Raw genomic sequence first — 26787 nt, forward strand, 5'->3', positions numbered from 1 at the left:
ATTTCGCCGTTTTCGTGAAACGGTGAAATGCTCTAGTCAGGAGCGCCCGGAGAACATCCGCTTAGCGCTTGCGCAAATCGGCGTCAGCGAGATCGAGCGCCCTGGCGATGCGTTCGCAAGCCATGTCGATCGTGTCGCGCGTCCAGATCAGCGGCGGCGAGAGAATCATAGTGTCGCCGGTGGCCCGCAGCATCATGCCCTGCGCGATCGCGTGGTCGCGCACGACGACGGCCGCATTTCCCGATGGCAAATAACGTTCCTTGGTCGCCTTGTCCTTGACGATCTCGATCGCGCCCATCAGGCCGATCGAGCGCACCTCGCCGACCAGCCTGTGTCCGGCGATCCGCTCCTGCAGCGCCTGCGCGAAATAGGGACCGGTGTCGTTCTTGACCCTTTCGACCAGGCCTTCCTTCTCGATGATCTCGAGGTTCTTGAGCGCCACCGCGCAAGCCACCGGATGACCGGAATAGGTGTAGCCATGGTAGAACTCGCCGCCTTTCTCGACCAGCGTCTTGGCGATGCGGTCGCCGACCAGCAGCGCCGAGAGCGGCTGGTAGCCCGAGGTGAGCGCCTTGGCGGTGGTGATGGTGTCGGGCTCGATCCCGAACGTCTGCGCCGCGAACCATTCGCCGGTGCGACCATAGCCGGTGATGACCTCGTCCAGCATCAAAAGCACATCGTATTTGCGGCAGATGCGCTCAACTTCCGGCCAGTAGCTCATCGGTGGGATCTTCACCCCGCCCGCGCCCATCACCGGCTCGCCGATGAAGGCGGCGACCTTGTCGGCGCCGGCTTCGAGGATCGCGTCCTCGACCGCCTTCGCCGCGCGGATGCCGAAATCATGGTCGCTTTCGCCGGGCAACGCGAGCTCATAGGCATAGGGCATCATCACATGGACGATGTTGGGCACGGCACCGCCGAGCTGCTTGTGCATCGGCTCCATGCCGCCGAGCGACGTGCCGGCTACGGTCGAGCCGTGATAGGCCGACTTGCGCGAGATGACGCGGTTCTTCTCGGGCTTGCCTTCAAGCGCCCAATAGTGGCGCACGAGCCTGAGCGCCGTGTCGTTGGCCTCCGACCCGGACGAACCGTAGAAGACCTGGCTGACATGCGTCGGCGCCAGCTCCGCCAGCTTCTTCGACAACAGCACCGGCGTCGGCGTCGAGCATTTGAAGAAGGAGTTGTAGTAAGGCAGCTCCTTCATCTGCGCGTAGGCCGCCTCGGCCAGCTCATCGCGGCCATAGCCGACATTGACGCACCACAGGCCCGCCATGCCGTCGAGGATTTCGGTGCCGTCGGCATCGTAGATGAACGGGCCGTTGGCATGGGTGATGATGCGCGAGCCCGTCTCGCGCAGCTCCTTATGGTCGGTGAAGGGGTGCAGGTGATGCGCGGCATCGATCTGCTGAAGCTGCTTCAGCGAATAATTCTGATAGGTCATGGATTTGATCTTTCCTCTTGAATCAATCCGGCAGCGGCCGGGGCGGATTCGTCAGAGGAAGCGGGGCGGCGAATAGCCGATGCGGGCGCACAGCCGCAACAGCTCGGCGCGCAGCGTGCGCGGTGACGGCGTCACCGCGACCCCGAAGGCGCCTGATGTGCTGAAGCGGATCATGGCAGCAGCTTACGCCGCCTGACGCCCAGAATTCAAGCCATGCCTATGAGGCAGGCTTACCCAGCGCCCGTTGCAGGAAAACATAGCGCATTGCCGTCTGCGCCGCCTGCGGCCGGCGGTCGCCGCGCCCGCCATGGCCGCCTTCGGTCTCCTCGAAGAACAGCGTCCTGCCGTGACCTGCCTCTTGCAGCCGCGCCGCCATCTTACGCGCATGTCCGGGATGGACGCGGTCGTCGGCGGTGGACGTCATCAGGAGCACCGGCGGATAGGCAGCGTCCACCTTGACATGCTGGTAAGGCGAATAGGCACCGAGCCAGGCCGCCTCCTCCGGCTTCGACGGATCGCCATATTCAGCCATCCACGAGGCGCCGGGGGGCAGGTCGGTGTAGCGCAGCATATCGAGCAGCGGCACGTCGATGATGACGGCGCCGAACAGCTCCGGCCGCTGGGTCAACGACGTGCCGGTGAGCAGGCCGCCATTGGAACCGCCCTGGATGCCAAGCTGCGCCGCCGTGGTGATGCCGCGCCGGACCACGTCCTCGGCCACGGCCGCGAAATCGTCGAAAGCGTTCTGGCGCTTGCCCTTCAGCGCCGCCTGATGCCAGGCCGGACCGAACTCGCCGCCGCCTCGGATATTGGCCTGGATATAGGCGTTGCCCCTGTCCAGCCAGAGCCTGCCGCGAATGCCGGCATAGCCGGGCAGCAGCGGCACTTCAAAGCCGCCATAGCCGTAGAGCAGCGTCGGCACCGGTCCTTTCTGGTCGCGCCGCCGCACCACGAAATACGGGATCATCGTGCCGTCCTTCGAGCGCGCCTCGAACTGCTCCGAGATATAAGGCGAGGCGTCGAAGCGGGCCGGCTGCGACTTCACCGTTTGAAGCGTCTCGCCATTGTCATCCGACCAGATGATCGAGCTCGGCGTCAGGAAATCGGTGAAGGAGAAGGAGACGCTCGACCCGAAATGCTCGACATGGCTGATGCCGACATTGCCGTTGTCGGGCAGCGCTATCCGCTTCAGCGACCAGCCTTCTGCGGCGCGGTCGCAGGCGATGATCTTGCCGCGCACATTGTCCATCAGGTTGATGAACAGCCGGTCCTGCGTCCTGGCGAGGCCGGCGATCGAAACGCGGTGCGCCGGCTCGAGCACGGTCTGGAACGGACCGAAGGCACCGTTCTCGATCCAGCGATCGAAATCGACCGAATAGAGCCCGTCGGGCAGGCAGCGCGTGCCGTCCGGCGCCGTCCAGGGGCTGCGCACGCCGAAGATCAGTTGGCCCTTGAAGACCACGGTGTCGGTGGCGTCGTCGGGCAGCGGGATGCGCCGGTTCTCGCCCGAAGCCAGCCGCAGGAAACTGTGCGAAGTGAAGAAGTCGAGCGTCTTGCCGAGCAGCACGTGCCGCTTGTCGCCGTCATATTCGACGCCGCCGCCGACCGCGAGATGTTGTTTCTCGCCTTCGAGGATCGGCGTGGCGTCCTCGAGCTTGGCGCCGCGCCGCCACAGCTTGATCACGCGCGGGTAGCCGGACTGCGTCTTGTCGTCTTCCTCGAAAGCGGCGGAGACGATCACGGTATCTTCGTCCAGCCAGGAAAAGCCCGACTTGGAAGCGGGCGCCCGAAACCCGTCCTCGACGAAGGATTTCGTCACGATGTCGAATTCGCGCATCTCGCTGGCATCGCCGCCATCGGGCGACATGTAGAGCAGGCAGCGGTTGAAATCGGGATAGAGCCGGCTCGCCCCGCCGAACACCCACTTCACGCCTTCCTTCGCGGAAAGCTGATCGAAGTCGATGATCGTCTCCCAGTCGGGCTTGTCGGTCTTGTAGGACGCGACCGTCGTGCGCCGCCAGAGACCCAGCGCATTGGTCTTGTCCTGCCAGAAATTATAGACGTAGCCGGCAAGCGCAGCCCCGACGGGCATATTGTCCTCGGCGGTCATCAGGTCGAGCGCGGTCTCGAACGCGGCCTGATAAGAAGGATCGCCCTGCAGTTCGGCGACCGTCAGCACATTCTGGCGATGAACCCAGTCCAGCGCTTCCTTGCCATTGCGATCCTCAAGCCAGAGGTAGGGATCGTCGGCGGTCAATTCGAGCTGGGTTTTGGTCATCGTGCTGGTCATGCAGGTCTCCATCCGGCGGCCCCGCCTACATCGCGTTCGCTGCCTTGATATTCAAGAGCCATTCGGGGCCGATTACAAAACCCGCCTGCGCGCGATCGTCGCCGCCGCCAGCGCCGCGGAGATGGCGCCAAGCGTGACCGGCAGGCCGGCGGCGCCGATGACATCCATGACGCCGCCGGTGAGCGGCGGCACGACGATGCCGCCAAAACCCCACATCAGCGAGAAGGCGGCATTGCCGGCAACCAGCGCCGACCCGGTGAAGCGCTCGCCGAGCTCGATGATCGACATCGTGTAGATGCCGTAGGAAACGGCGCCCCAGATAAAGACGCAAGCCCAGATCAGCGGCGTCTCGATCAGCGCCGGCAAAGCCACGCATCCAAGGACGGTCACCGCCACGCAGCCGAACCGCACCAGGCGCGCCGTCAGCCTTTCGGCGAGCAGGCCGAGCGGCACCTGCATGGCGATGTTGCCGGCGATCATCACGGAAAGCAGCGCCGACATACGCGCTTCGGGAATGCCGTGATGCGTCCCATAGACCGGCAGCAGCGCCAGTATCGCCTGCTCGAACCCGGCCGCGACGATCACGGCCGACATAAGTAGCCAGGCCATTGGTATGAAGCCCAGCACCGAAACTTTGTTCTCGGCCTCGTCGACGTTCGGCAGCCTTTTCACCACCACGGCCAGGCAGCCGCCGCAGAAGAGGAAGGCAAGAATGCCGACAAGGAAAGGCGGCCAGCCTTCCGTGCCGACGCCGAGCAGGCAGAGCGGCCCGGCCGCGAAGCCCGCCGAGATGATGGTTGAATAGATGCCCATGACGCGACCGCGCCGCGCCGGCGGCGCAAGCGCAATCACCCAGATTTCGCTCAGGACATAGAGCGGGTTGGTCACCACGCCGATCAGGAAGCGCAGCGGGAACCACAGATAGACATTTTGCGTCCAGCCGATCAGCGCCAGCACCAGCGCCGAAAGCGCCGCGCAGGTCAGCGCGGTCCGCCCCGCCCCGAACCGGCGCGCCAATCCCGGGATCAGCGGCGAGGACAGGATGAAGCCGACCGGCGTCATCGCCGCCGACAGCCCGATCATCGCCGGCGAAATGCCTTGCCGCTGCAGGATGAAGCTGAGCAGCGGATAGGAAAGCCCTTGCGCAATGGCGAAGACGGAAACCGTCGCGATCACGCCGGTGATCGCGGCCCACTGCACCGTCTCGTCGCTTTCCGAGCCCGCCAGCGCCATCAATGCCGCTCCAATCTTCGGAGCCTTAGCCGCTACCGGCGACAGCCGTAAGGGCCAACGGCGAAAGCGCATGCTCCAGCCAGTCCCTGTCAGGAGCGCTGGCGCTGCCAGGATCGGCACAAGGTAGCGGCACCCAGCAACGCATGGAGCCCGACGATGACGGCAGGCAGCCGAGCGGCCGATCGCCTGCGGCCGCCTCCCCTTCCGTCATGTCGCTTCCCTCGCCCTAGTGGTCGCCGCCTCCTCACCGGCTGTATTGCTGCCAGTCCATTATGCCGGCCAAATTCGCATCCTCACGAGGCCTCTCATGACTGCCGCCCTTCATCCTGCCGAGCCGGCACTGGCAACCGATCGCGCCCGCCGTGGCGGCCGCGCGGGAAAGCGCGCCGGCGGTTCGGCCGCCTTCGAGCAGCCCGCCTTCCGGCAATTGAAGAACCCGCTGACGCCGACCAGGCTGGTGTCCGATGACGAATTGGAATCAATCCACCTCGCCTCACTGCGCGTGCTGAGGGAAATCGGCGTCGACGTTCTGCACGACGAGGCCCGCCGCATCATGAAGGCGCATGGCGCGGACGTGCGCGAAGGCTCGGAGCGCGTGCGCTTCGACAGCGACATGATCCTCGAGCTTGTCTCGCACTGCCCGTCGGAATTCACCCTGCATGCCCGCAACCCGGCGCATAATCTGCGCTTCGGCGGCAACAACGTCATCCTGTCGATGATGGCTTCGGCGCCGAACTGCTCCGACCTCGACCGCGGCCGCAGGCCCGGCAACCAGGCCGATTACCGCAACTTCCTGCGCCTGGCGCAGATGCACAACATCCTGCACTGCACCGGCGGCTATCCGGTCGAGCCGATCGATATCCATCCGTCGGTGCGGCACCTGGAATGCATTCGCGACCTAGCCATGCTGACCGACAAAGTCTTCCACATCTATTCACTCGGCAAGGAACGCAACGTCGACGGCATCGAGATCACTCGCATCGCGCGCGGCATCAGCCGCGAGCAGCTGATGCAGGAACCGTCGGTCTTCACCATCATCAACACCAATTCGCCGCTCAAGCTCGACGTGCCGATGATGGAAGGCATCATCCAGATGTCGAGCATGGGCCAGGCCGTGATCGTCACGCCCTTCACGCTGTCCGGCGCCATGGCGCCCGTCACCGTCGCCGGCGCGCTGGTGCAGCAGAACGCCGAGGCGCTCTCGGGCATTGCCTTCGCGCAGATGGTCAAGAAAGGCGCGCCGGTCGGCTATGGCGGCTTCACCTCCAATGTCGACATGAAGTCCGGCGCGCCGGCCTTCGGCACGCCCGAATATATGAAGGCGCAGCTCGTCGGCGGCCAGCTCGCGCGCCGCTACCAAATTCCCTACCGCACCTCCAACACCTGCGCCGCCAATACGGTCGACGCCCAGGCCGCCTATGAAAGCGTGTTCTCGCTGTGGGGCGCGATCCAGGGCGGCGGCAATCTGATGATGCATGGCGCCGGATGGCTGGAAGGCGGCCTGCGCTGCTCCTATGAAAAGACCATCCTCGACATCGACCTTTTGCAAATGGTGGCCGAATTCCTCACCCCGCTCGACCTCTCCGAGGATGCGCTCGGCTTCGACGCCATGCAGTCGGTCGGTCCTGGCGGTCATTTCTTCGGCACCCAGCACACGCAGGAGCGCTACAAGACCGCCTTCTATTCGCCGATCGTGTCCGACTGGCGCAATTTCGAGACATGGTCCGAGGCGGGCTCGCCGACGGCGATGGAGCGGACCAACAAGGTCTGGAAGGAGCGCCTTGCCTCCTACGAGGAGCCGTATATGGATCCGGCCATCCGCGAGGAGCTCAACGACTTCGTCGAGAAACGCCGCGCCGAAGGCGGCGCGCCGACGGATTTCTGACCATCTGTGTTGAGGATGAATAGTCGACCCCCACTCCGTCGAGCTTCGCTCGACACCTCTCCCCCGATCGACGGGGGAGAGGAAAGGCGCGAGGCGATTCCAGCTGTCTCCTTTCCTCTCCCTCCGGAGGGGGGAGAGGTGGCGCCGCGAAGCGGCGACGGAGTGGGGGAAGGCGCTGTTCAAACGCGAAGCCGTCGCAAACAGGGCACGACCCAGCAAGCCGGAAATCAAACGGATTTGGTGCACAGTCGACCCCCACTCCGTCGAGCTTCGCTCGACACCTCTCCCCCGATCGACGGGGGAGAGGAAAGGCGCGCGGCGATTCCAGCTGGCTCCTTTCCTCTCCCTCCGGAGGGGGGAGAGGTGGCGCCGCGAAGCGGCGACGGAGTGGGGGAAGGCGCTGCTCAAACGCGAAGCCGTCGCAAACAAGGCACGACCAAGCGCGCAAGAAATCTCCGGCAAGCCGGCAATCAAGCGGAAGCTTTGCTTTGGCTTGAATTGAAGTCACGCAAGCTCGGCGGCTATCGCTTTACGCGCCAGTTTTCCATCGGACCGTTCTTCGCCGACTTCGCTTGCCGCGAGCGTCGGCTCGTCGTCGAGGTCGATGGATCCCAACACGCCGACAGCTCATATGACCGCCGCCGCGACCACTTCATGCAGGCTCAGGGCTACTCGATCCTGCGCTTCTGGAACCATGACGTCCTGAAACATCGTGCTTCCGTCTGTGAAACCATCCTCGCCGCGCTCGACGGCAGGCTGGCCGAAAACATCGCGGCATCCGATCTCCGCTTTGTTTTCACACCTCGATCCCTCGATTCAGTATTTTCAAACACGGATCTATCTGCATGAAATCCCACGTAAAAGCGGTTGTCATCGGCGGCGGAGTCGTCGGCTGTTCGGTGCTCTATCACCTCGCCAAGGCCGGCTGGACCGACATCATGCTGATCGAGCGCTCGGAGCTGACCTCCGGCTCGTCCTGGCATGCGGCGGGCGGCTTCCATACGCTGAACGGCGACCCGAACGTCGCCAAGCTGCAGGCCTACACGGTCCAGCTCTACAAGGAGATCGAGGAACTCTCCAGGCAGTCCTGCTCGCTGCATCTGACCGGCGGCGTCATGATGGCCGATACGCCCGAGCGCATGGACTTTCTGCGGCTGGCTCACGCCAAGGGCCGCTATCTCGGCATGGATACCGAGCTGATCACGCCCTCGGAAGCCAAGGCGATGTTCCCGCTGATGGACGAAACGAACTTCGTCGGCGCCATGTGGGATCCGGTCGAAGGTCATCTCGACCCTTCGGGCACCACCATCGCCTATTCCAAGGCGGCAAAAAAGCTCGGCGCCGAGATCGTGCTGCGCAACCGCGTCGTCGACCTGACTCAGCAGCCGGACGGCACCTGGAACGTCGTCACCGAGCAGGGCACGGTCCATGCCGAGCACGTCGTCAATTGCGGCGGCCTGTGGGCGCGCGAGATCGGCCGCATGGTCGGCGTCGAGCTGCCGGTTTTGGCCATGGAGCATATGTACCTTTTGACCGAGCCGATGCCGGAGGTCGAGGAATTCAACAAGTCGACCGGCCGCGAGATGATCGGCGTGCTCGACTTCAAGGGCGAGATCTACACCCGCCAGGAGCGCAACGGCGTCCTGCTCGGCACCTACGAGAAGGCGTGCAAGCCGTGGTCGCCGGTCAACACGCCGTGGGATTTCGGCCATGAGTTGCTGCAGCCCGACATCGACCGCATCGCGCCGTCGCTGGAGATCGGCTTCAAGCATTTCCCCGGCATCGAGAAGGCCGGCATCAAGCAGATCATCAACGGCCCCTTCACCTTCGCGCTCGATGGCAATCCGCTGGTCGGCCCGGTGCAGGGCCTGACCAATTTCTGGTGCGCTTGCGCCGTCATGGCCGGGTTCAGCCAGGGCGGCGGCGTAGGCCTCGCGCTCTCCAACTGGATGGTGCATGGCGATCCGGGCTTCGACGTCTGGGGCATGGATGTCGCTCGCTTCGGCGAATGGGCGAGCCTGCGCTACACCAACGCCAAGGTGCGCGAAAACTATTCGCGCCGCTTCTCGATCCGCTTCCCGAACGAGGAACTGCCCGCCGCCCGTCCGGCGCAGACGACCCCACTTTACGACACCATGCTCGCCAACAACGCCGTCATGGGCGATTCGTGGGGCCTGGAAACGCCGCTCTGGTTCGCGCCGAAGGGCACGGAGCCGAAGGACCTCGTCTCCTTCCACCGCTCCAACGATTTCGGCCCGATCGGCGAGGAAGTGCGCGCCACGCGCGACAGGGTCGGCGTCACCGAGATCGCCAACTTCGCCAAATACGAGGTGTCCGGTCCGGGCGCGGAAGATTTCCTCAACCGGCTGATGACCAACCGCATGCCGAAGGTCGGCCGTATCGTGCTGACCCCGATGGTCAACGAATTCGGCAAGCTGATCGGCGACTTCACCATCGCCAAGGCCGGCCCAAGGAATGGAGAAGACCGCTTCATGATCTGGGGCTCGTCCGCAGCGCAGAAATATCACATGCGCTGGTTCGAGAAGCACCTGCCGAAGGATGGCTCGGTGCGCATCCACCGCTTCGACCAGACGCTGGTCGGTCTCTCCATCGCCGGGCCGAAATCGCGCGACCTGCTGCAGAAGCTCGTCGATGTAGACGTCTCGACAAAGGCCTTCCGCTTCATGGACTTCCGCGAGATGGCGGTCGGCGGCGCGCCCTGCATGGTCAACCGCATCAGCTATACCGGCGACCTCGGCTACGAGATCTGGATGGCGCCAGCCTATCAACGCCTCGTCTACAAGGCGATCAAGGAAGCCGGCGCGGAATTCGGCATCGTCGATTTCGGCATGCGTGCGCTGCTCTCCATGCGCCTGGAAAAGAATTTTCCGACCTGGTTCCGTGAATTGCGTCCGATCTACGGACCGTTCGAAGGCTCGATGGACCGCTTCATCAAGCTGGAGAAGAACGACTTCATCGGCCGCGAGGCGTCCGCCAAGGAGCATGCCGAAGGGCCGAAGCTGCGCCGGGTCTCCTTCATCGTCGACGCTGCCGATGCCGACGTGATGGGCGACGAGCCGATCTGGGCCAAGGTCGGCAAGGACTACGGCACGGTCGAGAAGCCGCATGGCTACGGCGCGCCGCGCTTCGACACGTCAGGCAAGGAAGTGCGCGGCTCGAAGGCCGCCGAAGGCGCTTCGGCCGTGCGCGGCATCGTCGATGGCGACTGGCGCGTCATTGGTTGGGTGACCTCGGGCGGCTATGCGCATTACGTGCAGAAGTCGATGGCGCAGGGCTATGTGCCGGCCGCTCTTGCCGAGGACGAAAGCGCCGGCCTGTTCGAGATCGAGATTCTCGGCCACCGCCGCCCCGCCCGCATCAATGTCGAACCGCCTTTCGACCCGAGCGGCGAGAAGATGCGGACCTGAAGCCCCATTGTTGGATTGCGTCGGTAGCTATGGCATGGTCCGAGCCCACTACCGGCGCATCAGCATGAGAAGACCGTCCCCTTGCGGCAACTAGAGAAATGGACCGATTGGCTCTGCGATGAACGGGTCGGTCCATTCAGCGCGGCGGTTGCGTCGGTCCTCCTCTACTGTCTGACCCAGATCGTCATGATGGCCCTGCTGTCCCATGTTGCGGGCACGGGCGTCGGTGTCGACGATGCAGAGCAATTGACGGAAATGCGGTTCCTGGCCGCCGGCTACGGCAGCTCGCAGCCGCCTCTATACACCTGGCTGGCGACGCTTGCGGCCTCGCTGGTCGGAACCAGCGTCCTTGCCCTCAAGATCGTCAAATACGGCCTGCTGGCCGCGGGGCTGGTCGCCTATTTCACCGCCATACGCCGCCTCGGCTACTCGAACCGCGCCGCGGCGGCCGGCATATTCGGATTGCTGCTGTTTCCTCAGATCTTCTGGGAGATGCAGCACGCCCTCACCCACTCGGTCGCCATATTCTGTTTCACCTCGGTGCTGCTTCTGGCGCTGGTCGAGGTGGAGAAGCGGCGATCGGCTGTTGCCTATGCGTTTTTCGGCCTGGCGACGGCGGCCGCGATGCTGTCGAAATACAACATCGTCATCTTCCTTGCCGCCCTGTTCCTGGCATCTCTCTCGGTTCGCGAAACGCGTGAGGCGATCTTCGACCGCCGTTTCGCAATCAGCGTGGCGGTGGCGGTCCTTGCCTGCCTGCCGACGCTTTATTGGAGCCTGACACATCTGGAAGACCTGCTCGCGCACCAAGGGGGCCTAGGCGTCGCCGAAGGCGGCAGCGTTGCGAAAACGGCGCTTCTCGGCATCCGCAGATTGGTCAACGCGATCGTCAATTTCGCTGGACTGCCGGTCGTGATTTTTGCCGTCGCCTACGTCCTGGCGACAAGAAAACGGACGGATCCGCCTCAGCCGGTACGGTGGCCGGAAAAGCTGTTGTGGCGGGCGATCGTACTTGGTTTTGTGGTCATGGTCACAGTCGTGTTGGCGGCCGGCATCACCCAGTTTCGCGACCGCTGGATGCTACCGATCTTCATCCTCTTGCCCGCGGCGCTCGCCATGCGCTTCGACGCCATGGGCCAGAAGGGCCGAAAGACGCAAGCCACCATTGTCTTCGTCGGCGCTCTCCTTGCCATATTGGTGCTGCCGCTGAGCTGGTACATGCATCTGCACGGCGGCGACAGCCGCGGCAGCATCGTGCGCATGGATTACCGCTCGCTTTACGACCAGATCAACGCCGACGGACCGGTCAAGACCGTGGTCTCGAGCTGGTTCTGGGTCGGCAATCTGCGCCTGGTCGATGCCGATCTCATCGCGCTCGATGATGAGACGCCGGACTTCGCCAGGTCGATCCGCGAGCCGGCGGTGCTCGTGCTTACCGACGACAGGGAATCGTCCTCGGAGGTTTTCGAAGAGTTGGCGAAGGTCGGCTACGTGATGGACACCATCCACCGCACGATTGAAGTGCCGCAGGCACTCGGCTTTCCGCCCCGCAAGGTCACGATTACTAAACTGCACAAGAAGCCCGCGCAGTAAGCTTCAGGTGGGACGAATGGACAAGCTAGGCTTCGGCCGCCATCGCAAGATCATGCCCTTCGAGCCAAGCTCGGTCGAAGCGCTGCGCGAGGCCTCGCGCGAAAAGGCGGCCTCGCTCAACCAGCATCTGCTGGGCTATGGCGCGACCGCCGAAGCCGAGTGGGCGAAGGCGGGCGCCGCCGCGCCGGACTTGGCCGAAATGCGCAGATACCGGCTGGACCGCATCCGCGCCGAGCTGAAACGCCGCGACTATGCCGGCGCCCTGCTCTACGACCCGATCAACATCCGCTACGCGACGGATTCGACCAACATGCAGCTCTGGGTCGCGCACAATCCGACACGCCACTGTTTCGTCGCCACGGAAGGGCCGGTGGTGTTGTTCGACTATTTCTCCTGCGAGCACCTGTCCGATCATTCGGGTGTCGTCGACGAGGTGCGTCCCGCCGTGTCGTGGATATATCTCTACAGCGGCGAGCTCACCGAGCAGAAAGTCCGGCGCTGGGGTGCCGGTATCGCCGAGCTCGTTGCCGAGCATGGCGGCGGCAACCACCGCGTTGCCGTCGACCGAATCAACCCGGAAGGCGTTGAGGAACTCGCCCGCCGCGGCATCGCGATAGGCAATGGCGAGGCGGTGATGGAAAGTGCACGCCTCATCAAATCGCCGGACGAGATCCTCGCCATGCGCCGCGCCATCGTCGCCTGCGAGGCAGCGATTGGCGAGATGGAGACAGCGCTGAAGCCCGGCATCTCCGAAAACGAGCTCTGGGCGGAACTGCATCGCGGCAACATCGCGCGCGGCGGCGAATGGATCGAAACGCGTCTTTTGTCATCGGGACCGCGCACCAATCCCTGGTTCCAGGAATGCTCCTCGCGCGTCATCGAGGATGGCGACCTCGTCGCCTTCGACACGGACCTGATCGGTCCCTACGGGTGCTGCGCCGATCTTTCGCGCACATGGCTTTGCGGCGACCGGCAGCCGTCGAACGAGCAGCGCGACCTCTTCCGCATCGCCGCCGATCAGATCGCTCATAACACCGATCTGATGCGGCCGGGCATCTCCTTTCGCGATCTCGTCGAGCGCTCGGCGGTGCCGCCGGACGACTGCTATCCGACGCGCTACGGCGTGCTCTATCATGGGGTCGGCCTTGCGGACGAATATCCGACGCTGCCGCATGCCGGCGACTGGACCGACGACACGCCGGACGGCGTGCTCGAACCCGGCATGGTGCTTTGCGTCGAAAGCTATATCGGCAGGCTTGGCGGGCGCGAAGGCGTCAAGATCGAGGAACAGATCCTGATCACCGAAACCGGCAACGAGAAGCTTTCAGCCTATCCGCTGGACGAGCGGCTGCTCTGATCCGCCTTCGACAGCCGCGACGGCGTCGCGCATCGCGGCAACGATTTTTTCCGGCGTCGTTCGGGCGGTGATATAGGGCAGGCCCTTGCGCCGCGCCGTCCAGCCGACCACCTTCACGTCCCTCGCCGCCGGCTCGAAACGTTGCGCCAGCGCCCAGCTTTCGCAGTCGATGGCCGCAACATCGGCCCTGCCTTCCGCGATCGCCACGATCGACGACCGGTGGCCGCCGCTTTCGCCGCGCGAGGCGAAGATGTCCAGGCTTTCGCCCATCGCTTCCAGGTCGCGCTGCAGGCCGATCAGGCCGGACATCGAATCCGGATTGTTGAAGGTGAAGCGCTTGCCGCGGAGAAGGTCGATCGGGATGAGGGCCTTGCCGTCCGCGGGCGAGGCAATCCCCGGTCCGCCATCCGCCGGCATCACCAGCGCGCTGGAATAGAGCTCTCCCTGCCCGCCCTCGAACGCATCGTAGCTCGGCTGCGCAATCACCTGCACGTGCCGCGCAAGGCCGAGTTCCATCGGCCCCCAGCAGGTTTGCCCGAAGAGCAGCGCCGGGCTCAGCCAGAGCTGGTGAAAGTCCAACTCTTCCGGGGGCAGCGTCGCCGGGTCGGGCGCGATCGGCTTGCCGGCGTCATCGACTATGCCGCCGGGAACTCCTGGCAGCTCGCGATTGCTGCGCACGACCGCCTCCGGCGCATCGATGCCCCTTTGCCGGAAAGCGTCACGGAGCCGCGCCCATTGGGCGTCGACTTGGGCACGCGCTTCGGACCAATCATACATAGGCAGGGCCGCAACGAACTTGCTCATGTCGAATAGCTTTCAAAGGCAAGCGGCCTTCGGCGCCTGCGTTCCGCCGCGGAAAAAGCGTCGCGGAAAGTCGAAATTACTCCTTTGGCGGCTCGGCGGGAACCGGCGCCGTGCCAAGTCCGCTGACATTGCGCGCCCTGACGCGCGGCTTGAAGGCGCGGCCCGGTTCCGGCGTGCGCCGCAGCACCGGATGGACGATCGGCTCTTTGGCCCTGAACGCATGGGCTTTCAGCATCGCAAAATAGTTCGGATAGGCATAACCGTTGTTCATCCGCAGCCATTCCTCGCGGCGCTCGCGAAAGAGCTTCGGCAGCCGGTACCAGGCAATGGTCGGGCTCTTGTGATGAACGAAATGCAGATTGTTGTTCAGGAACAGGAAGGAGAGCGGCGAGCGCTCGACGATCACCGTTCGCCCCTCCGGATGCTCCGACCACTGGTGCTCGGCATAGGTGCGGATCGAGATCAGCGACTGACCGAGCCACACCGGCACCAGGATATAGAGCCACAGCGGGATGCCGAAGCCGAACGTGACGATCGGCGCCACAATCGCGAGGCCGACGGCATGCAGCAGCCAGGCCTTGCGGATCGCTTTGTCGCCGGCAAGGATCTGCTTGGCATCGTCGATGAAGAAACCGACCGAGGACAACCACGGACCGAGGACGAGGCGGCCAACCATGGTGTTGTTGATCTTGAGCAGAAGCTTCATTGTCGGCGGCAGGCCCTCATGCATCCAGAGCGCCTGATAGTAGCTCTCCGGATCGTCAAGCGGATCGGTCAGGCGCTCGTCTGCATGATGGCGAAGGTGGATGGTCTTGAAGCGGCGGAACGGCCAGACCATGCCGATGGGGAGGAAGACGAAGGCTTCATTGATCCTGGCGTTGCGGGTCGGATGACCGTGCAGCACTTCGTGCATGATCGAGGATTGCAGAGCCAGGATAAAGGGCAGGACGGCAAGCGCCAGAAGCGGATGGGATGGCCAGACAAGGAAACCGGTGGCGAGCCATGCGCCGTAGCAGAAGAGTGTGAGGAAGACTGTCGGCCATTCGACAGCCGGTGTGCTGCGACGTCTCTTTTTCGTGCCGGTATTCACGCTTGCCATGCTCTTGACCACTGCCCCCCAGTCGCCGGAACCAACTCGATTCCTGACAACATTGTGTCAGTAGCCTGCCGTTACATCAATGCGACAATGCGCACAAACCGTTGCGAATGCGCATTTTTGGCGGCATATGTTATACATTGTAAACAGACATCGGGATTCATTTCCGCCTGAGCCACGTTCAGAACGACTCCGGCGCAAATTTTTCCTCTCCGACACGGAAGCAGCGTGATGGACAAGCGCGATCTATCGACGACCTTTCGGGAGCGCCTGAAATTGCTCTTGACACGGTCCGACCTGAACCAGTCGGCCTTCGCGACGGCGGTCGGCATCGACCGTTCGGCGCTGTCGCAGCTCCTCTCCGGCGCCTCGACCCGCCTGCCGCGCGCCGAGACCCTCCTCAACATCGCCGCCGAGTTCAAGGTATCGCTCGACTGGCTGCTGGGCCTGAGCCAGGACGAAGGTGTCACCGGCGAAATCAGAGAAAGCCTGGAGATCGAAGAGGCGCCCGACGGCTTCGACCGCACGCTTTTGGCCAAATGGCATGCCGAGGCAGCCGGCACCAAGATCCGCTATGTGCCCGCGGGCATTCCCGACCTTCTGCGGACCGAGGCACTGGTGGAATATGAGGCCGGCATTGCCAACAAGAGCCGTGAGGCGCAGGCAGGCGAAACGCAATATCGCATCGACTACAACCGTCGGCCGGAGACCGACATGGAGGTCTGCATGCCGCGCCACACGCTGGAGATCTTCGCGCGCGGCCTCGGCGTCTGGGATCGTTTCCCCGAGGCCGAACGGCGCAAGCAATTGCTGCACATGGCGGCGCTGCTTGACGACCTTTATCCGACCTTTCGCCTGTTCCTCTATGACGGCCGCATTCGCTATTCGATCCCCTATACGATCTTCGGCCCTTATCGCGCCGCAATCTATGTCGGCGACATGTATATCGTGCTGAGCGCCACTCAGCCGATCCGCACGCTCACCAGCCATTTCGACAACCTGATCCGGGCCGCCGACATCAACGCGCACGAGGCCGCGAGCTTTGCGCAAAAGCTGGCCGCAATGTCCTTCCCATCAAGCTCTGCCTGATCGCGCGCTTCGGCATCATCTTGGTCGCCGGTCATCGTTCCAGGGAAACCCGTGGCCTTTCGCGGCCGCAAATTCGTTGACTGGACATAAAGACTTCTTTATATCGTTATTTGAATTTGAACGCGAAAGCCATTCCAGGCAGGAAATTCAGGGCCATGACCGCGACCAACCCTATTGACGCACTGCTTGCCGAGAAAGGCGTGCTTTTGGCCGATGGCGCTACCGGCACCAATCTGTTCGCGATGGGTCTGGAGGCCGGGGAAGCGCCTGAGCTGCTCAATGAGGCGGCGCCCGAGACCATCGCCAGCCTGCATCAGAACTTTGTCGACGCCGGCGCCGATATCATTCTCACCAATTCCTTCGGCGGCACTCGTCACAGGCTGAAGCTGCATCATGCGCAGGATCGCGTCCACGAGCTGAACAAGCGCGCCGCCGAGATTGCCCGCTCTGTCGCCGACAAGGCCGGCCGCAAGGTGATCGTCGCCGGCTCCGTCGGCCCGACCGGCGAATTGCTGGTGCCGCTCGGCGCCATGACCTATGACGAGGCGGTCGAGGCCTTCGCCGAACAGATCGAGGGCTTGAAGGCCGGCGGCGCCGAAGTCGCCTGGATCGAGACCATGTCGGCGCCGGACGAGATCCGCGCCGCGGCTGAGGCCGCCATCCGGGTCGGCCTGCCCTATACCTACACCGGTTCCTTCGACACGGCCGGCCGCACCATGATGGGCCTGCTGCCGAAGGATATCCACGCCGTCGCCGATGGCCTGTCGCAGGCCCCTCTCGGCGTCGGCGCCAATTGCGGCGTCGGCGCTTCCGATATCCTGGCGTCGCTGCTCGACATGACCGAGGCGAAGCCGGATGCGACCGTGATCGTCAAGGGCAATTGCGGCATTCCGGAGTTCCGCGGCGCAGAGATCCATTATTCCGGCACGCCGGAGCTGATGTCCGATTATGTGCGGCTGGCGGTCGATGCCGGCGCCAAGATTGTCGGCGGCTGCTGCGGCACCTCGTTCGCGCACCTTGCTGCCATGCGCAAGGCGCTGGACGCGCACACCAAGTCGACCCGCCCGACCGTCGAGACGATCGTCCAGCGCATCGGCCCGATGCGCAACAAGGCGGCGACGGCAAACACCGCCGAGACCAGCGAAGCCCGCCGCGAGCGCCGGCGCAGCCGCGCCTGATACGTTTTCTACTTGCTGTTTTCAGCGTAGCGCGACAGCGCGGTATTGAGATCGGTGCCGGCGCTGCCCTGGTTGTCGGCGCCCATCGTCATCAGGGCGCCCGATGCGCCGGGGTCGCTGATCTGCTCGAGCATCGAGCGAAAACGGTCGTTGTTGAGGGCCGAAAGCGCTGTGTTGCGCGCCGCGTCGACATCGTTCCTGATGCGCGCGGCTTCCGCTGAAGCAGCGGACGGTCCGCGCACCGGGGCATTGGCCGCCGTCGAGTTCACGTTCCCCATTGTCGCGATATGCACTGCTGATCCCTCAAACCCTTGTCAGCACCGACTAACAGAAGCTCGTTGCGGCGAAGTTCCGGAAAAGCCGTGCAATTTAACGATCGAAAAAAGGCCGGCAGGATCTGTCCCGCCGGCCTTTCCTTCAATCCGCAATGGCCTACTTGTTGCCGTCCAGCGATGAGGCCAGCCGCACCAGCGACAGGAACTCCGCCCGATAGCCGAATGGATCGGCGCCGCGCGCGGCATTGGCGATCTCTGCGATGCGGTCATAGCTGAAATTCGCGGTCTGATCCTCGTCGCGCAGCTTCTGCCCGAAGGCCGCGACGGCAACCGAAAAACGTTGGTCGGCGCCGGCCGCATCGAAGGACGAGACCTCATTGGCGGCGGTCACCGGCGTGGTGATGAGCTTCGAGACGTTCTCGTCCGGCAGCTTGTAGCGGATCTTGACGAAGGCATATTCGCCCGCATTGGCGACGCCGCCATTGTCGACCTTGGCCTGGCCGTAGCGCAGCGGATCGACCTGCTCGCCGCCGCTGCCTTTAGGCGTGATCTCATAGACCGCGGTCACCGAATGGCCCGAGCCGATATCGCCGGCATCGACGCGGTCATTGTTGAAATCCTCGCGCTTCAGGGCGCGGGTCTCATAACCGACGAGACGGTATTCGGAGACCGTGGCTGGGTTGAACTCGACCTGAATCTTGACGTCCTTGGCGATGGTGAACAGCGTCGAGGAGGCATCCTCGACCAGCACCTTCTCGGCTTCGGCCAGCGTGTCGATATAGGCCGCCGTGCCATTGCCGTTCTGGGCGATGGTCTGCATCATCTGGTCGTTCAGATTGCCGCGGCCGAAGCCGAACACCGAGAGGAACACGCCCGTCTTGCGCTCCTTCTCGATCAGCCGCTTGAGGTCGTCGTCATCGGTCTGGCCGACATTGAAGTCGCCATCGGTGGCAAGCATCACGCGGTTGACGCCGTCCTTGACGAAGGATTGCTGCGCAAGCTTGTAGGCTTCGCGGATGCCTTCTTCGCCGGCCGTCGAGCCGCCGGGCGCCAGATTGTCGATGGCCGCAAGGATCTTCTGCTTTTCCGCCCCCTTGGTCGGCATCAGCACCGTGCCGGCATTGCCGGCATAGGTGACGATCGAGACGGTGTCGTCTGGCTTCAGCTTGCTCACCAGCAAGCGGAAGGCGGATTTCAGCAGCGGCAGCTTGTCGGGCTCGTCCATCGAGCCCGAGACGTCGATCAGGAAGACCAGATTGGCCTTCGGCTGCTCGGCCGGCTTAACGTCGAAACCCTTGATCGCGACATGCATCAGCTTGGTGTGCTCGTTCCACGGCGTCGGCATGACGGTGACGGTCGAGTTGAACGGCGTTGAAGCCGATTCCGGACCCTTCCACTCATAGGGGAAGTAGTTGATCATCTCCTCGATGCGGACCGTGTCCGGGTCGGGCAGACTGCCTTCCTTGAGCGAGCGACGCACGAAGGAATAGGAGGCGGTATCGACGTCGATCGAGAAAGTCGAGACCGGATCCTGGGCGGTTTCATGCACCGGATTGGTTTTGAAATTCTCGACGCGATCGCGGTTTTCCTCCTGCGGCTGCAGTTGGTCGACCGGCATGGGCGCGGGCTGTACCATCAGCTTGGAATCGGCGACGGCGGGCGGAGACGCCGGAACGGCGGCCGCGCCGCCTGCCGGCGCCTTGTCGGCCCGTTCAGCCTCATCGACGCTAGGCGGTGTCATCGACATGATCACTCTGTTTGACGACCCGTCCTTGCCGCCGGCCGCGAGCTGGCCGCTCTCCGCCGGCGCAGGCTGCAGGGCGCGCTTGCTCTCCGGCGCAGCCTCCTGCTTGAGCAGGCCGTCGACCTCTGTCGCCGGCTTCGGCGCCGCCACTTGTGAATTGGCCCGGACCTCGGCGTCGGCGTCTGTCTTCTTCTGCTTGGCCGGCGCCGCTGCCAGCGGCTCGTTGATCGCGGGCTGTTCCGGCGCGGGCTTCTGCGCCGCCGGCTTGTCGGCCAAGGTCTCGGTGACCGTGCCGTTGCCGCCGACGACGGGCGGGTGGTCCTTCAGCATCTCGAAAGCGGCATAGCCGGCGATAGGCAGCGCGACCAGCGCGGTGATGGCCGGCGTGGCGATGAGTTTCCGTTGCATGATGTCTCTCCAGAGCATTCTTGCTCGCTCCGTGAGACGAAGGCCTGCGGACGTTCCTTGGCGAACAGGCGAGATTTTTTCGTCGAGGTCGAAGGCCTGCATCGCGGCGGCGAACGCGCGCGCCTTGGCCTCGCCATCCGGCGCCGGTACCGCGATGTCGCGCAGCCTTTCGAGTTCGTTGTCGTCGACCATGGTCACACTTCCCCGGCTGAGCGCATCAGCAGCTTCAGCCGTTTCTTCGCTTCATGGATGTGCCAGGACACCGTCGTCTCCGAGATCGCCATGATCTCGGCCGCCGCCGCGTGGTTGAGACCTTCGCCATAGACCAGCAGCACCGCGTCGCGTTGCTTGTCGGGCAGCATCCGCACCGCCGCCCACAGCGCCTCGGCCGGATCGTCGATCTCCGCCGACGCGTCGCCCGCGATCAGCGCATAGGCGCCGTAGGCATCGGTCTTGGCGGTGTCGCGGGCGCGCTTGCGCATCATGTCGCGCGAAGCGTTCAGTGTCATGGCATAGAGCCATGTCGTAAAGGCGCCGCTGCCCTGATAGTCGCGGATCGCGCGGCCGAGCCGTACGCAGACGTCCTGGGCGATGTCCTCGGCGTCGGCCTTGCGGCCGCACCAGCGATAGGCGGCGCGATAGACGAAGCCGTAATGCCTTTCGAGCAATCTGCCGAAAGCACCCCTGTCTCCGCCCCTCGCCCGCCCGATCAGTTCGGCATCGGAGGCTTCGCCGTCGTCCAGCATCATCGCCATCATTTGCCTGTTGGACGAAGGCTAATGGCCCAATCCTTGGGGCGATGGAAAGATTTTTTTGCGGAGGCGCATTTGCTTCTGCCCGTTCACGGGGGAGAAGGTGCCCGAAGGGCGGATGAGGGGCAGCGCGAACATTCGAAGGCTCGCGCTGCACGGCTCCCCCTCCGCGATCTGCGAAAGAAGGCTAACCCAGCGTCTCTTTGAAAAACGTCGTCAGCCGCTTCCAATGCCTCTCGGCGCCCGCCTCGTCATAGACGCTGTGGTCCTTGACGCACCAGCCGTGGTCGACGCCGACATAATTCTCGATCACGTGGTCGACCTCTGCCACCCGCAAGGCCTCCGCCAGCCGCGCCGACTGCTCGGGCGGGAAGCTGCGGTCGACGCCGGCGACGCCGACATAGACGCGCGCCTTGATCGAGGCCGCCTTGCGGTGCGGGCTGTCGGGCGCGTCGCTGGCGAGATTGCCGCCATGGAAGCTCGCCGCTGCAGCGATACGGTCGGGATAGGTTGCGGCTGCATTGAGCGCCCGCGCGCCGCCCATGCAATAGCCGACGACGCCAACAGGTCCGGCGATCCCCTCGGCGGCCAGAGCATCGAGGAAGGCGCTGCCGTCGCGGATGGTCATGCCCTGCGTCGTGCCGCCGCTCAGGATCAACAGCAGGGCCTTGGTCTTTTCCTCGGCAAAGGCGGTTTTGGGATCGAACGGACCATAGGGCGCATAGCGGTAGAAGAGATCGGGCACCAGCACGGCATAGCCATGCTCCGCGAGGCGCTCGGCCATCTGGTCGAGCGCCGGGCGCGGACCGAAAATATCCATATAGAGTATGACGCCAGCCTTGGCCGGCGCGGCTGGACGAAACAGCCGTGCCTTCGCCGTGCCGTCCAGGGTCTTGATCTTGATGTCCTGCCTCGTCATTGCGCGCTCCGCCGGTTGCCAGGCGATAGATATCCGCACCGCCCGGCAGGGCAAGCCGCAACCTCTCGATCGCGGTCAAGTTTCCGTGCGGTTCGGAAGAATGCCTACAGTCCGGCGAACGCCGCCATATGGAAAGCCTGGACATCGGCCGGATAGCGATACTCAGCGCCGTAAGGACAGGCGTTGCGGTCGAGGCAGCCGCCGGCGCGGCAGGGCGCACCATCCGCGCCACGCACATGCACCAGGCACGCCTCGTGCGCAAAGCCAGCCACCGAATATGCGCCGACCGGACAGGATTTCAGGCAGGGTTTTTCGACGCATGCGTCGCAAAGGTGAATCGGCTGATGAGCTTCTGGAAGAGAAATGTCGTCCTCGAACAGCAATGCGCCGCGATAGGCATGCCATAGCCCGTATTGCGGGTGCATCAGAATGCCCAGCGGCGACGGCTTCAGCCCTTCGGCCTGCATCGCCCATTGCTGGAACGGCAGATAGGGCCGGTCGGATGGCGACACCGCGCGGGCGCCGCAGCCTTGCGCGACCGCGCCGATCGCCGCGCGCGACCAGGTGTCGAGCGGATTGGCGATGTCCCTCGCCTGCTGTCCCAGCCAGCGTTGAAAATGCGGCCATGGCGCCGCGCCCGCCTGCCCGACGAGCAGCGCAGATTTGGCTGGAGCGCCGGAAGGCCCGGCTGGCGCCACCTCATCGTCACCGAAGCTGAAACCGCCGCGGAGAATCAGGCCGTTGGCCGCGAGTGCGGCCGCAATCTCCTCGACCGTGCCGCGGAAAAAAGTCATCCCTTCCGGTCCGGGTCGGAGAACGCGCTCCGCCAGACTTCCTTGTGGATGATGTCGGCCACTTTAGCCCGGCCTGACTCGGGCTCCTTTCACGTGAAGGCGTCGGCCATCGAGCCCTTCTTCCTGGCGATGAAGTCCTTCAGCGCCTCGTCGATGGCCGGATCGAGATGCGGCGCCTCGTAGCTTTCCAGCCAGCGGCGTGCGAGCTCGTTGGCGCGCTGCGGGGCGGTCTTCTCGCCTTCGGCCAGCCACTGCTCGTAGGAATTGTTATCGGCGATGCTGGAACGGTAGAAGGCCGTCTGGAAATTCGCCTGCGTGTGGTCGCAGCCGAGATAGTGGCTGCCCGGACCGACCTGGCGGATGGCGTCCATCGCCTGGCCGTTTTCCGACAGGTCGACACCTTCGGCAAACTTCTGCTGCATGCCGAGCTGGTCGATATCCATCATGAATTTTTCGTAGCAGGACGCGAGACCGCCCTCGAGCCAGCCAGCCGAATGCAGGACGAAATTGGTGCCGGCAAGGATCGTCGAGTTGAGCGTGTTGGCGCTCTCATAGGCTGCCTGCGCGTCCGGGACCTTCGAGGCGCAGAGCGAGCCGCCGGTGCGGAACGGCAGGCCGAGCCGGCGCGCGAGCTGCGCGGCGCCGTAGGAAACCAGCGACGGCTCCGGCGTGCCGAAGGTCGGCGCGCCGGACTGCATCGAGATCGACGAGGCGAAGGTGCCGAACAGCACCGGCGCGCCAGGCCTGATCAGCTGGGTGAACGAAGCGCCGGCGAGCACTTCGGCCAGCACCTGCGTCAGCGTGCCGGCGACGGTTACCGGACTCATCGCGCCGGCCAGGATGAACGGCGTGACGATGCAGGCCTGGTTATGGCGCGAATAGACTTTCAGCGCGCCTAGCATGGTCTCGTCGAACACCATCGGCGAGTTGGCGTTGATCAGGCTGGTCAGCACCGTGTTGTTCTCGACGAAGTCGTCGCCGAACACGAGCTTGGCCATCGCCACCGTGTCCTCGGCCCGTTCCGGCGCCGTCACCGAGCCCATGAACGGTTTATCCGAATACCGGATATGCGAGTAGATCATGTCGAGGTGGCGCTTGTTGACCGGCACGTCCACCGGCTCGCACACCGTGCCGCCCGAATGGTGGATCGAGGGCGCCATATAGGCGAGCTTCACGAAATTCTGGAAATCCTCGATCGTCGCGTAGCGGCGGTTGCCGTCGAGGTCGCGCACGAAGGGCGGGCCGTAGACCGGCGCGAATACGGTCGCGTTGCCGCCGATCTGCACCGAGCGCTCCGGGTTGCGCGCATGCTGGGTGTAGATCGAAGGCGCGGTCTTCAACAGCGAGCGGCAAAGACCTTTCGGAAAATGCACGCGCTCGCCCTTGACGTCGGCGCCCGCGTCCTTCCAAAGCGCTAGCGCCTCGGCGTCGTCGCGGAAAATGATGCCGATTTCTTCCAGCACAGTGTCGGTATTCTTCTCGATCAGCGCCAGGCCTTCCTCGTTGAGGACCTCGTAGACGTTGATCTTGCGCTTGATATAGGTGAGCTGTGTGCCCGGACCGCCGCCCGAGCGCGCCGCGCGCCGGGCCGCCGCGCCGCCGCTGGCACCGCGCCCGCGCCGTGCGTTTGACGCTTCCTGGTCGACTGCCGCGTTCTCGCTCATGATCGTGCTTCCTATAAAACCTGGTCTGGATGGCTCGCGGCCCATAACCGCCGCTTCTCGCCGGATCGTAACCATGCACCCTATTGGAAACGGCCCGCCAGCGCCAACGCCTGTCGCAAAATCGACAAGAAAAGCGCCAACTTTCCAGTCGCTTTCCTTTTGCGGGAAGTCGCAAATCAGCTATGGCTAGCTTGCCCTCGCGGGTTAGGTATTGGCGCATTGATTTTTAGGCTGCCGCAGTCATTCCGAGCAGCAAGGAGCCCGAGAAAATGTCCGACGACGAGATCATCCTTTCCGAGCTTTCCGACGACGAGCTCGTGCAGCAGATGCACGACGACCTGTATGACGGCCTGAAGGAAGAGATCGAGGAAGGCACCAACATCCTTCTCGAGCGCGGCTGGGCGCCTTACAAGGTGCTGACCGAGGCGCTGGTCGAAGGCATGCGCATCGTCGGCGAGGATTTTCGCGACGGCATCCTGTTCGTGCCGGAAGTGCTGCTCTCCGCCAACGCGATGAAGGCCGGCATGGCCATCCTGCGCCCGTTGCTCGCCGCCACCGGCGCGCCCAAGCAAGGCAAGATGGTGATCGGCACCGTCAAGGGCGACATCCACGACATCGGCAAGAACCTCGTCGGCATGATGATGGAAGGTGCCGGCTTCGACGTCATCGACCTCGGCATCAACAACGCCGTCGAGAAATACCTGGACGCCATCGAGCAGCACCAGCCCGACATCATCGGCATGTCGGCGCTGCTCACCACCACCATGCCCTATATGAAGGTCGTGATCGACACGATGAAGGAAAAGGGCATCCGCGACGACTATGTCGTGCTGGTCGGCGGCGCGCCGCTCAACGAGGAATTCGGCAAGGCCGTCGGCGCCGACGCCTATTGCCGCGATGCTGCGGTGGCGGTCGAGACCGCCAAGGACTTCATGAAGCGCAAGCACAACGTCCGCGCTTCCGCCTGACCCAAGGCATCAGGATGGATCGACAAGAAAAGCCGCGCCTTGCAGCGCGGCTTTTTTGTACCCAGATGATAGGCGAGGCTGCCGATCAGTTGACGGTGTCTTTGACCGCCCTTGCCGTCGATTTGACGTCCTTACCGACGCCCCGGATGGTGTTGGCGCAGGCCGTGAGTGCAAGCGCGCATGCCAGGATGGCGATCGGCGCGATGCGTAGCAGTTTCATGGACGGTGTCTCCCTCGACAGATATTAAGCCCCGCAGCGAAAGCCGGCCCGACTTGGTCAAGACGCAAAAAACGGAACCGAATCAAACAGACAGGCTGCTCGTCATCGCCTGCGGGATGATTGCGCGCGAAGTTTTGGCCGTCAAGCAACAGCTAAAGCTCGACCATCTCGATCTGACCTGCCTGCCGGCCGAGTTCCATTTCTATCCGGACCGCATCGCGCCGGCGATGGACAAGGCGATCGAGAAGGCCAAGGCGGAAGGCTACCGGCACATCTTCGTCGGCTATGCCGATTGCGGCACCGGCGGCCTGCTCGATCGCGTCATCGAGAAGCACGACGTCGAGCGAATGGCCGGGCCGCACTGCTTTGCCTTCTACCAGGGCATGGACGCCTACGCGAAGGTCGCCGACGACGACATGATGTCGTTCTACATGACCGACTTCCTCTGCCGCCAGTTCGACGCCTTCTTCATCAAGCCGCTCGGCCTCGACCGGCATCCCGAGCTGATCAAGGATTATTTCGGCAATTACGAGAAGCTGATCTATCTCGCCCAGACCGACGATCCGGAGCTCGACAAGGTCGCCGAGAAAGCCGCCGCCATGCTTGGCCTCGCCTATGAGCGCCGCTCGACCGGCTATGGCGACCTGACCAGCGAGCTGGCGCGGACGGCACAGGGCGCCGCCCGAGACGCCTAGCCGTCACGCCTGTTCCAGCGCTGCAAGCACATCGGCGAAGCTGGTCCTGCAGACGAAGCCCAGCCGCTCCCTCGCCCGCGACGGATCGTAGACGCGGTCGATCGAGGAAAACATCGTCCAGCCCTTCCTCGCATAGAGCCTCGAATAATCCGGGAAATAGCGCGCGACGACCGTCGGCGCGTCGGCGATCAGCTCGGCGCAATCCTGCGGCCGGAACGGCGTCGGCGCCGAGATGATGAAGATGTCGAAGCTAAGGCTCGGCGCCTTCTCCAGGGCCGCCACATGGGCTTCCGCCGCATCCTCCACCGTCAGTCGCCGGAACAGCAACTCGTTGGCCTTGGTGTTGGCATCGGACTGCTCGATGGCATGCGCCATGTCGTCCGCCTCGGGAAAGAAGCGTGCCGTGCGCAGCACCACCACCGGCAGTCCATGCTCGATATGGTAGAGGCGACAGAGATGCTCGGCCGAGAGTTTCGTCACGCCATAGATGTTGCGCGGCTCAGGCGACATCTCTTCCGTCAGCCAGGCGGCCCTGCGCGCGCCGCCCTGGAACCCTGCGCGGATTGCCTGCGAGATCATAAGCGACGTCGTCGAGGTGAAGACGAAGCGTTGCACGCCGCAGGCCACGGCAGCATCGAGCAGATTGAGCGTGCCTTGCACATTCGTGGCGATAAAGGCCGTGTTCTCATGATGCTCGATATTCGGCTTGTGCAGCGCCCCACTGTGAATGATGGCCTCGATGCTGTTCTCGCGGACGGTCTTCAGGACAAGATCGCGATCCGCGATCGAGCCGACGATCTGCGTGCGCGCCGAGGCAACCGGATCGAGACCGACCACCTCATGGTCGAGCGCTTCGAGCTTTGGCTGAAGCGCGCTGCCCAACCAGCCGGACGATCCCGTGAGCAAGATTCGCATCGATCAACCGCCATTTTCTAGAGCATGATGCCGAAAAGT

General features: G+C 63.9%; 23 protein-coding genes. 9 read left to right on the forward strand and 14 right to left on the reverse strand.

Features of this window, described 5'->3' with window-relative positions; all coding sequences use genetic code 11:
• Positions 1–61 precede the first annotated feature (61 nt).
• From LB526_RS02670 to LB526_RS02685, 4 genes are all read right to left on the reverse strand, one after another.
• Positions 62–1441 (reverse strand): aspartate aminotransferase family protein, encoded by a 1380-nt coding sequence (locus LB526_RS02670; RefSeq protein WP_224545531.1) that lies wholly within the window; start codon positions 1439–1441, stop codon positions 62–64.
• A 51-nt stretch (positions 1442–1492) separates the two neighbouring features.
• Entirely contained in the window at positions 1493–1615 is a 123-nt protein-coding gene (locus tag LB526_RS02675; RefSeq protein ID WP_040969798.1) for a hypothetical protein, read from the reverse strand.
• Between the two features lie 43 nt (positions 1616–1658).
• Positions 1659–3731, reverse strand: coding sequence for a prolyl oligopeptidase family serine peptidase (locus tag LB526_RS02680; RefSeq protein WP_224625993.1), 2073 nt, complete (start codon positions 3729–3731; stop codon positions 1659–1661).
• A gap of 72 nt (positions 3732–3803) precedes the next feature.
• A complete protein-coding gene (locus LB526_RS02685; protein ID WP_224545529.1) occupies positions 3804–4964 on the reverse strand; it encodes an MFS transporter in 1161 nt (386 codons plus the stop codon).
• Positions 4965–5271: 307 nt separating this feature from the next.
• Here LB526_RS02685 and LB526_RS02690 point away from each other — a divergent pair, with 307 nt between their 5' ends.
• The 5 genes from LB526_RS02690 (at position 5272) to LB526_RS02710 (ending at position 13227) form a co-directional block, all read left to right on the forward strand.
• Entirely contained in the window at positions 5272–6849 is a 1578-nt protein-coding gene (locus LB526_RS02690; RefSeq protein WP_224545528.1) for a trimethylamine methyltransferase family protein, read from the forward strand.
• A gap of 363 nt (positions 6850–7212) precedes the next feature.
• The gene (locus LB526_RS02695; RefSeq protein WP_411967020.1) at positions 7213–7698 is read left to right on the forward strand and encodes an endonuclease domain-containing protein; all 486 of its coding nucleotides are present in this window, start codon (positions 7213–7215) and stop codon (positions 7696–7698) included.
• Complete coding sequence (locus LB526_RS02700; protein WP_224545527.1) at positions 7695–10277, forward strand: FAD-dependent oxidoreductase; 2583 nt, start codon at positions 7695–7697, stop codon at positions 10275–10277. Before LB526_RS02695 ends, LB526_RS02700 begins: the two co-directional genes overlap by 4 nt.
• A 186-nt stretch (positions 10278–10463) precedes the next feature.
• Entirely contained in the window at positions 10464–11870 is a 1407-nt protein-coding gene (locus LB526_RS02705) for an ArnT family glycosyltransferase (protein ID WP_224625994.1), read from the forward strand.
• A gap of 16 nt (positions 11871–11886) precedes the next feature.
• On the forward strand, positions 11887–13227 hold the full coding sequence (locus tag LB526_RS02710; protein ID WP_224625995.1) for a M24 family metallopeptidase: 1341 nt from the start codon (positions 11887–11889) through the stop codon (positions 13225–13227).
• On the opposite strand, the gene LB526_RS02715 is transcribed toward LB526_RS02710, so the two are convergent.
• Complete coding sequence (locus LB526_RS02715; RefSeq protein WP_224625996.1) at positions 13195–14031, reverse strand: phosphate/phosphite/phosphonate ABC transporter substrate-binding protein; 837 nt, start codon at positions 14029–14031, stop codon at positions 13195–13197. The two genes, LB526_RS02710 and LB526_RS02715, sit on opposite strands and share 33 nt — an antisense overlap.
• A 76-nt stretch (positions 14032–14107) precedes the next feature.
• Positions 14108–15130: a fatty acid desaturase gene (locus LB526_RS02720; protein WP_224545523.1), complete on the reverse strand. Its 1023-nt coding sequence runs from the start codon at positions 15128–15130 to the stop codon at positions 14108–14110.
• A gap of 228 nt (positions 15131–15358) precedes the next feature.
• Here LB526_RS02720 and LB526_RS02725 point away from each other — a divergent pair, with 228 nt between their 5' ends.
• Both LB526_RS02725 and bmt read left to right on the forward strand, forming a co-directional pair.
• Complete coding sequence (locus LB526_RS02725; protein ID WP_224545522.1) at positions 15359–16216, forward strand: helix-turn-helix domain-containing protein; 858 nt, start codon at positions 15359–15361, stop codon at positions 16214–16216.
• A 155-nt stretch (positions 16217–16371) separates the two neighbouring features.
• Entirely contained in the window at positions 16372–17394 is a 1023-nt protein-coding gene (gene bmt, locus LB526_RS02730; protein WP_224545521.1) for a betaine--homocysteine S-methyltransferase, read from the forward strand.
• 8 nt (positions 17395–17402) lie between these two features.
• On the opposite strand, the gene LB526_RS02735 is transcribed toward bmt, so the two are convergent.
• The 6 genes from LB526_RS02735 to LB526_RS02760 form a co-directional block, all read right to left on the reverse strand.
• Complete coding sequence (locus LB526_RS02735; protein ID WP_224545520.1) at positions 17403–17687, reverse strand: hypothetical protein; 285 nt, start codon at positions 17685–17687, stop codon at positions 17403–17405.
• Between the two features lie 139 nt (positions 17688–17826).
• Positions 17827–20013 carry a VWA domain-containing protein gene (locus LB526_RS02740; RefSeq protein ID WP_224625997.1) on the reverse strand — a complete coding sequence of 729 codons (2187 nt, stop codon included), beginning with the start codon at positions 20011–20013 and terminating at the stop codon, positions 17827–17829.
• A gap of 2 nt (positions 20014–20015) precedes the next feature.
• Positions 20016–20576, reverse strand: a complete 561-nt coding sequence (locus LB526_RS02745) for an RNA polymerase sigma factor (protein ID WP_224626393.1) — start codon at positions 20574–20576, stop codon at positions 20016–20018.
• Positions 20577–20760: 184 nt separating this feature from the next.
• Complete coding sequence (locus tag LB526_RS02750) at positions 20761–21492, reverse strand: dienelactone hydrolase family protein (protein ID WP_224625998.1); 732 nt, start codon at positions 21490–21492, stop codon at positions 20761–20763.
• Positions 21493–21596: 104 nt separating this feature from the next.
• Positions 21597–22286, reverse strand: a complete 690-nt coding sequence (locus LB526_RS02755) for a 4Fe-4S dicluster domain-containing protein (RefSeq protein ID WP_224625999.1) — start codon at positions 22284–22286, stop codon at positions 21597–21599.
• An 89-nt stretch (positions 22287–22375) separates the two neighbouring features.
• Positions 22376–23950 (reverse strand): trimethylamine methyltransferase family protein, encoded by a 1575-nt coding sequence (locus LB526_RS02760; RefSeq protein WP_140840065.1) that lies wholly within the window; start codon positions 23948–23950, stop codon positions 22376–22378.
• 269 nt (positions 23951–24219) lie between these two features.
• On the opposite strand from LB526_RS02760, the gene LB526_RS02765 reads away from it, so the two are divergent.
• On the forward strand, positions 24220–24918 hold the full coding sequence (locus LB526_RS02765; RefSeq protein WP_095764935.1) for a corrinoid protein: 699 nt from the start codon (positions 24220–24222) through the stop codon (positions 24916–24918).
• A gap of 85 nt (positions 24919–25003) precedes the next feature.
• Here LB526_RS02765 and LB526_RS02770 read toward each other — a convergent pair whose 3' ends face one another.
• Positions 25004–25138, reverse strand: a complete 135-nt coding sequence (locus LB526_RS02770; protein ID WP_041003961.1) for an entericidin A/B family lipoprotein — start codon at positions 25136–25138, stop codon at positions 25004–25006.
• A gap of 53 nt (positions 25139–25191) precedes the next feature.
• Between LB526_RS02770 and LB526_RS02775 the strand changes: the two genes are divergently transcribed.
• Positions 25192–25833: a DUF1638 domain-containing protein gene (locus tag LB526_RS02775; protein ID WP_224626001.1), complete on the forward strand. Its 642-nt coding sequence runs from the start codon at positions 25192–25194 to the stop codon at positions 25831–25833.
• A 3-nt stretch (positions 25834–25836) separates the two neighbouring features.
• Here LB526_RS02775 and LB526_RS02780 read toward each other — a convergent pair whose 3' ends face one another.
• Entirely contained in the window at positions 25837–26748 is a 912-nt protein-coding gene (locus LB526_RS02780) for an NAD-dependent epimerase/dehydratase family protein (protein WP_224626003.1), read from the reverse strand.
• Positions 26749–26787 lie beyond the last annotated feature (39 nt).

It is taken from the genome of Mesorhizobium sp. CA6 (assembly GCF_020165035.1).
In the GTDB taxonomy this organism is placed as follows: Bacteria; Pseudomonadota; Alphaproteobacteria; order Rhizobiales; family Rhizobiaceae; genus Mesorhizobium.

Bases quoted from the DNA above. Each gene is read 5' to 3' on its own strand.
- LB526_RS02670 (WP_224545531.1), bottom strand. From the start codon at position 1,441: ATGACCTATCAGAATTATTCGCTGAAGCAGCTTCAGCAGATCGATGCC.
- LB526_RS02675 (WP_040969798.1), bottom strand. From the start codon at position 1,615: ATGATCCGCTTCAGCACATCAGGCGCCTTCGGGGTCGCGGTGACGCCG.
- LB526_RS02680 (WP_224625993.1), bottom strand. From the start codon at position 3,731: ATGACCAGCACGATGACCAAAACCCAGCTCGAATTGACCGCCGACGAT.
- LB526_RS02685 (WP_224545529.1), bottom strand. From the start codon at position 4,964: ATGGCGCTGGCGGGCTCGGAAAGCGACGAGACGGTGCAGTGGGCCGCG.
- LB526_RS02690 (WP_224545528.1), top strand. From the start codon at position 5,272: ATGACTGCCGCCCTTCATCCTGCCGAGCCGGCACTGGCAACCGATCGC.
- LB526_RS02700 (WP_224545527.1), top strand. From the start codon at position 7,695: ATGAAATCCCACGTAAAAGCGGTTGTCATCGGCGGCGGAGTCGTCGGC.
- LB526_RS02705 (WP_224625994.1), top strand. From the start codon at position 10,464: ATGATGGCCCTGCTGTCCCATGTTGCGGGCACGGGCGTCGGTGTCGAC.
- LB526_RS02710 (WP_224625995.1), top strand. From the start codon at position 11,887: ATGGACAAGCTAGGCTTCGGCCGCCATCGCAAGATCATGCCCTTCGAG.
- LB526_RS02715 (WP_224625996.1), bottom strand. From the start codon at position 14,031: ATGAGCAAGTTCGTTGCGGCCCTGCCTATGTATGATTGGTCCGAAGCG.
- LB526_RS02720 (WP_224545523.1), bottom strand. From the start codon at position 15,130: ATGGCAAGCGTGAATACCGGCACGAAAAAGAGACGTCGCAGCACACCG.
- LB526_RS02725 (WP_224545522.1), top strand. From the start codon at position 15,359: ATGGACAAGCGCGATCTATCGACGACCTTTCGGGAGCGCCTGAAATTG.
- bmt (WP_224545521.1), top strand. From the start codon at position 16,372: ATGACCGCGACCAACCCTATTGACGCACTGCTTGCCGAGAAAGGCGTG.
- LB526_RS02740 (WP_224625997.1), bottom strand. From the start codon at position 20,013: ATGGTCGACGACAACGAACTCGAAAGGCTGCGCGACATCGCGGTACCG.
- LB526_RS02745 (WP_224626393.1), bottom strand. From the start codon at position 20,576: ATGGCGATGATGCTGGACGACGGCGAAGCCTCCGATGCCGAACTGATC.
- LB526_RS02750 (WP_224625998.1), bottom strand. From the start codon at position 21,492: ATGACGAGGCAGGACATCAAGATCAAGACCCTGGACGGCACGGCGAAG.
- LB526_RS02755 (WP_224625999.1), bottom strand. From the start codon at position 22,286: ATGACTTTTTTCCGCGGCACGGTCGAGGAGATTGCGGCCGCACTCGCG.
- LB526_RS02760 (WP_140840065.1), bottom strand. From the start codon at position 23,950: ATGAGCGAGAACGCGGCAGTCGACCAGGAAGCGTCAAACGCACGGCGC.
- LB526_RS02765 (WP_095764935.1), top strand. From the start codon at position 24,220: ATGTCCGACGACGAGATCATCCTTTCCGAGCTTTCCGACGACGAGCTC.
- LB526_RS02770 (WP_041003961.1), bottom strand. From the start codon at position 25,138: ATGAAACTGCTACGCATCGCGCCGATCGCCATCCTGGCATGCGCGCTT.
- LB526_RS02780 (WP_224626003.1), bottom strand. From the start codon at position 26,748: ATGCGAATCTTGCTCACGGGATCGTCCGGCTGGTTGGGCAGCGCGCTT.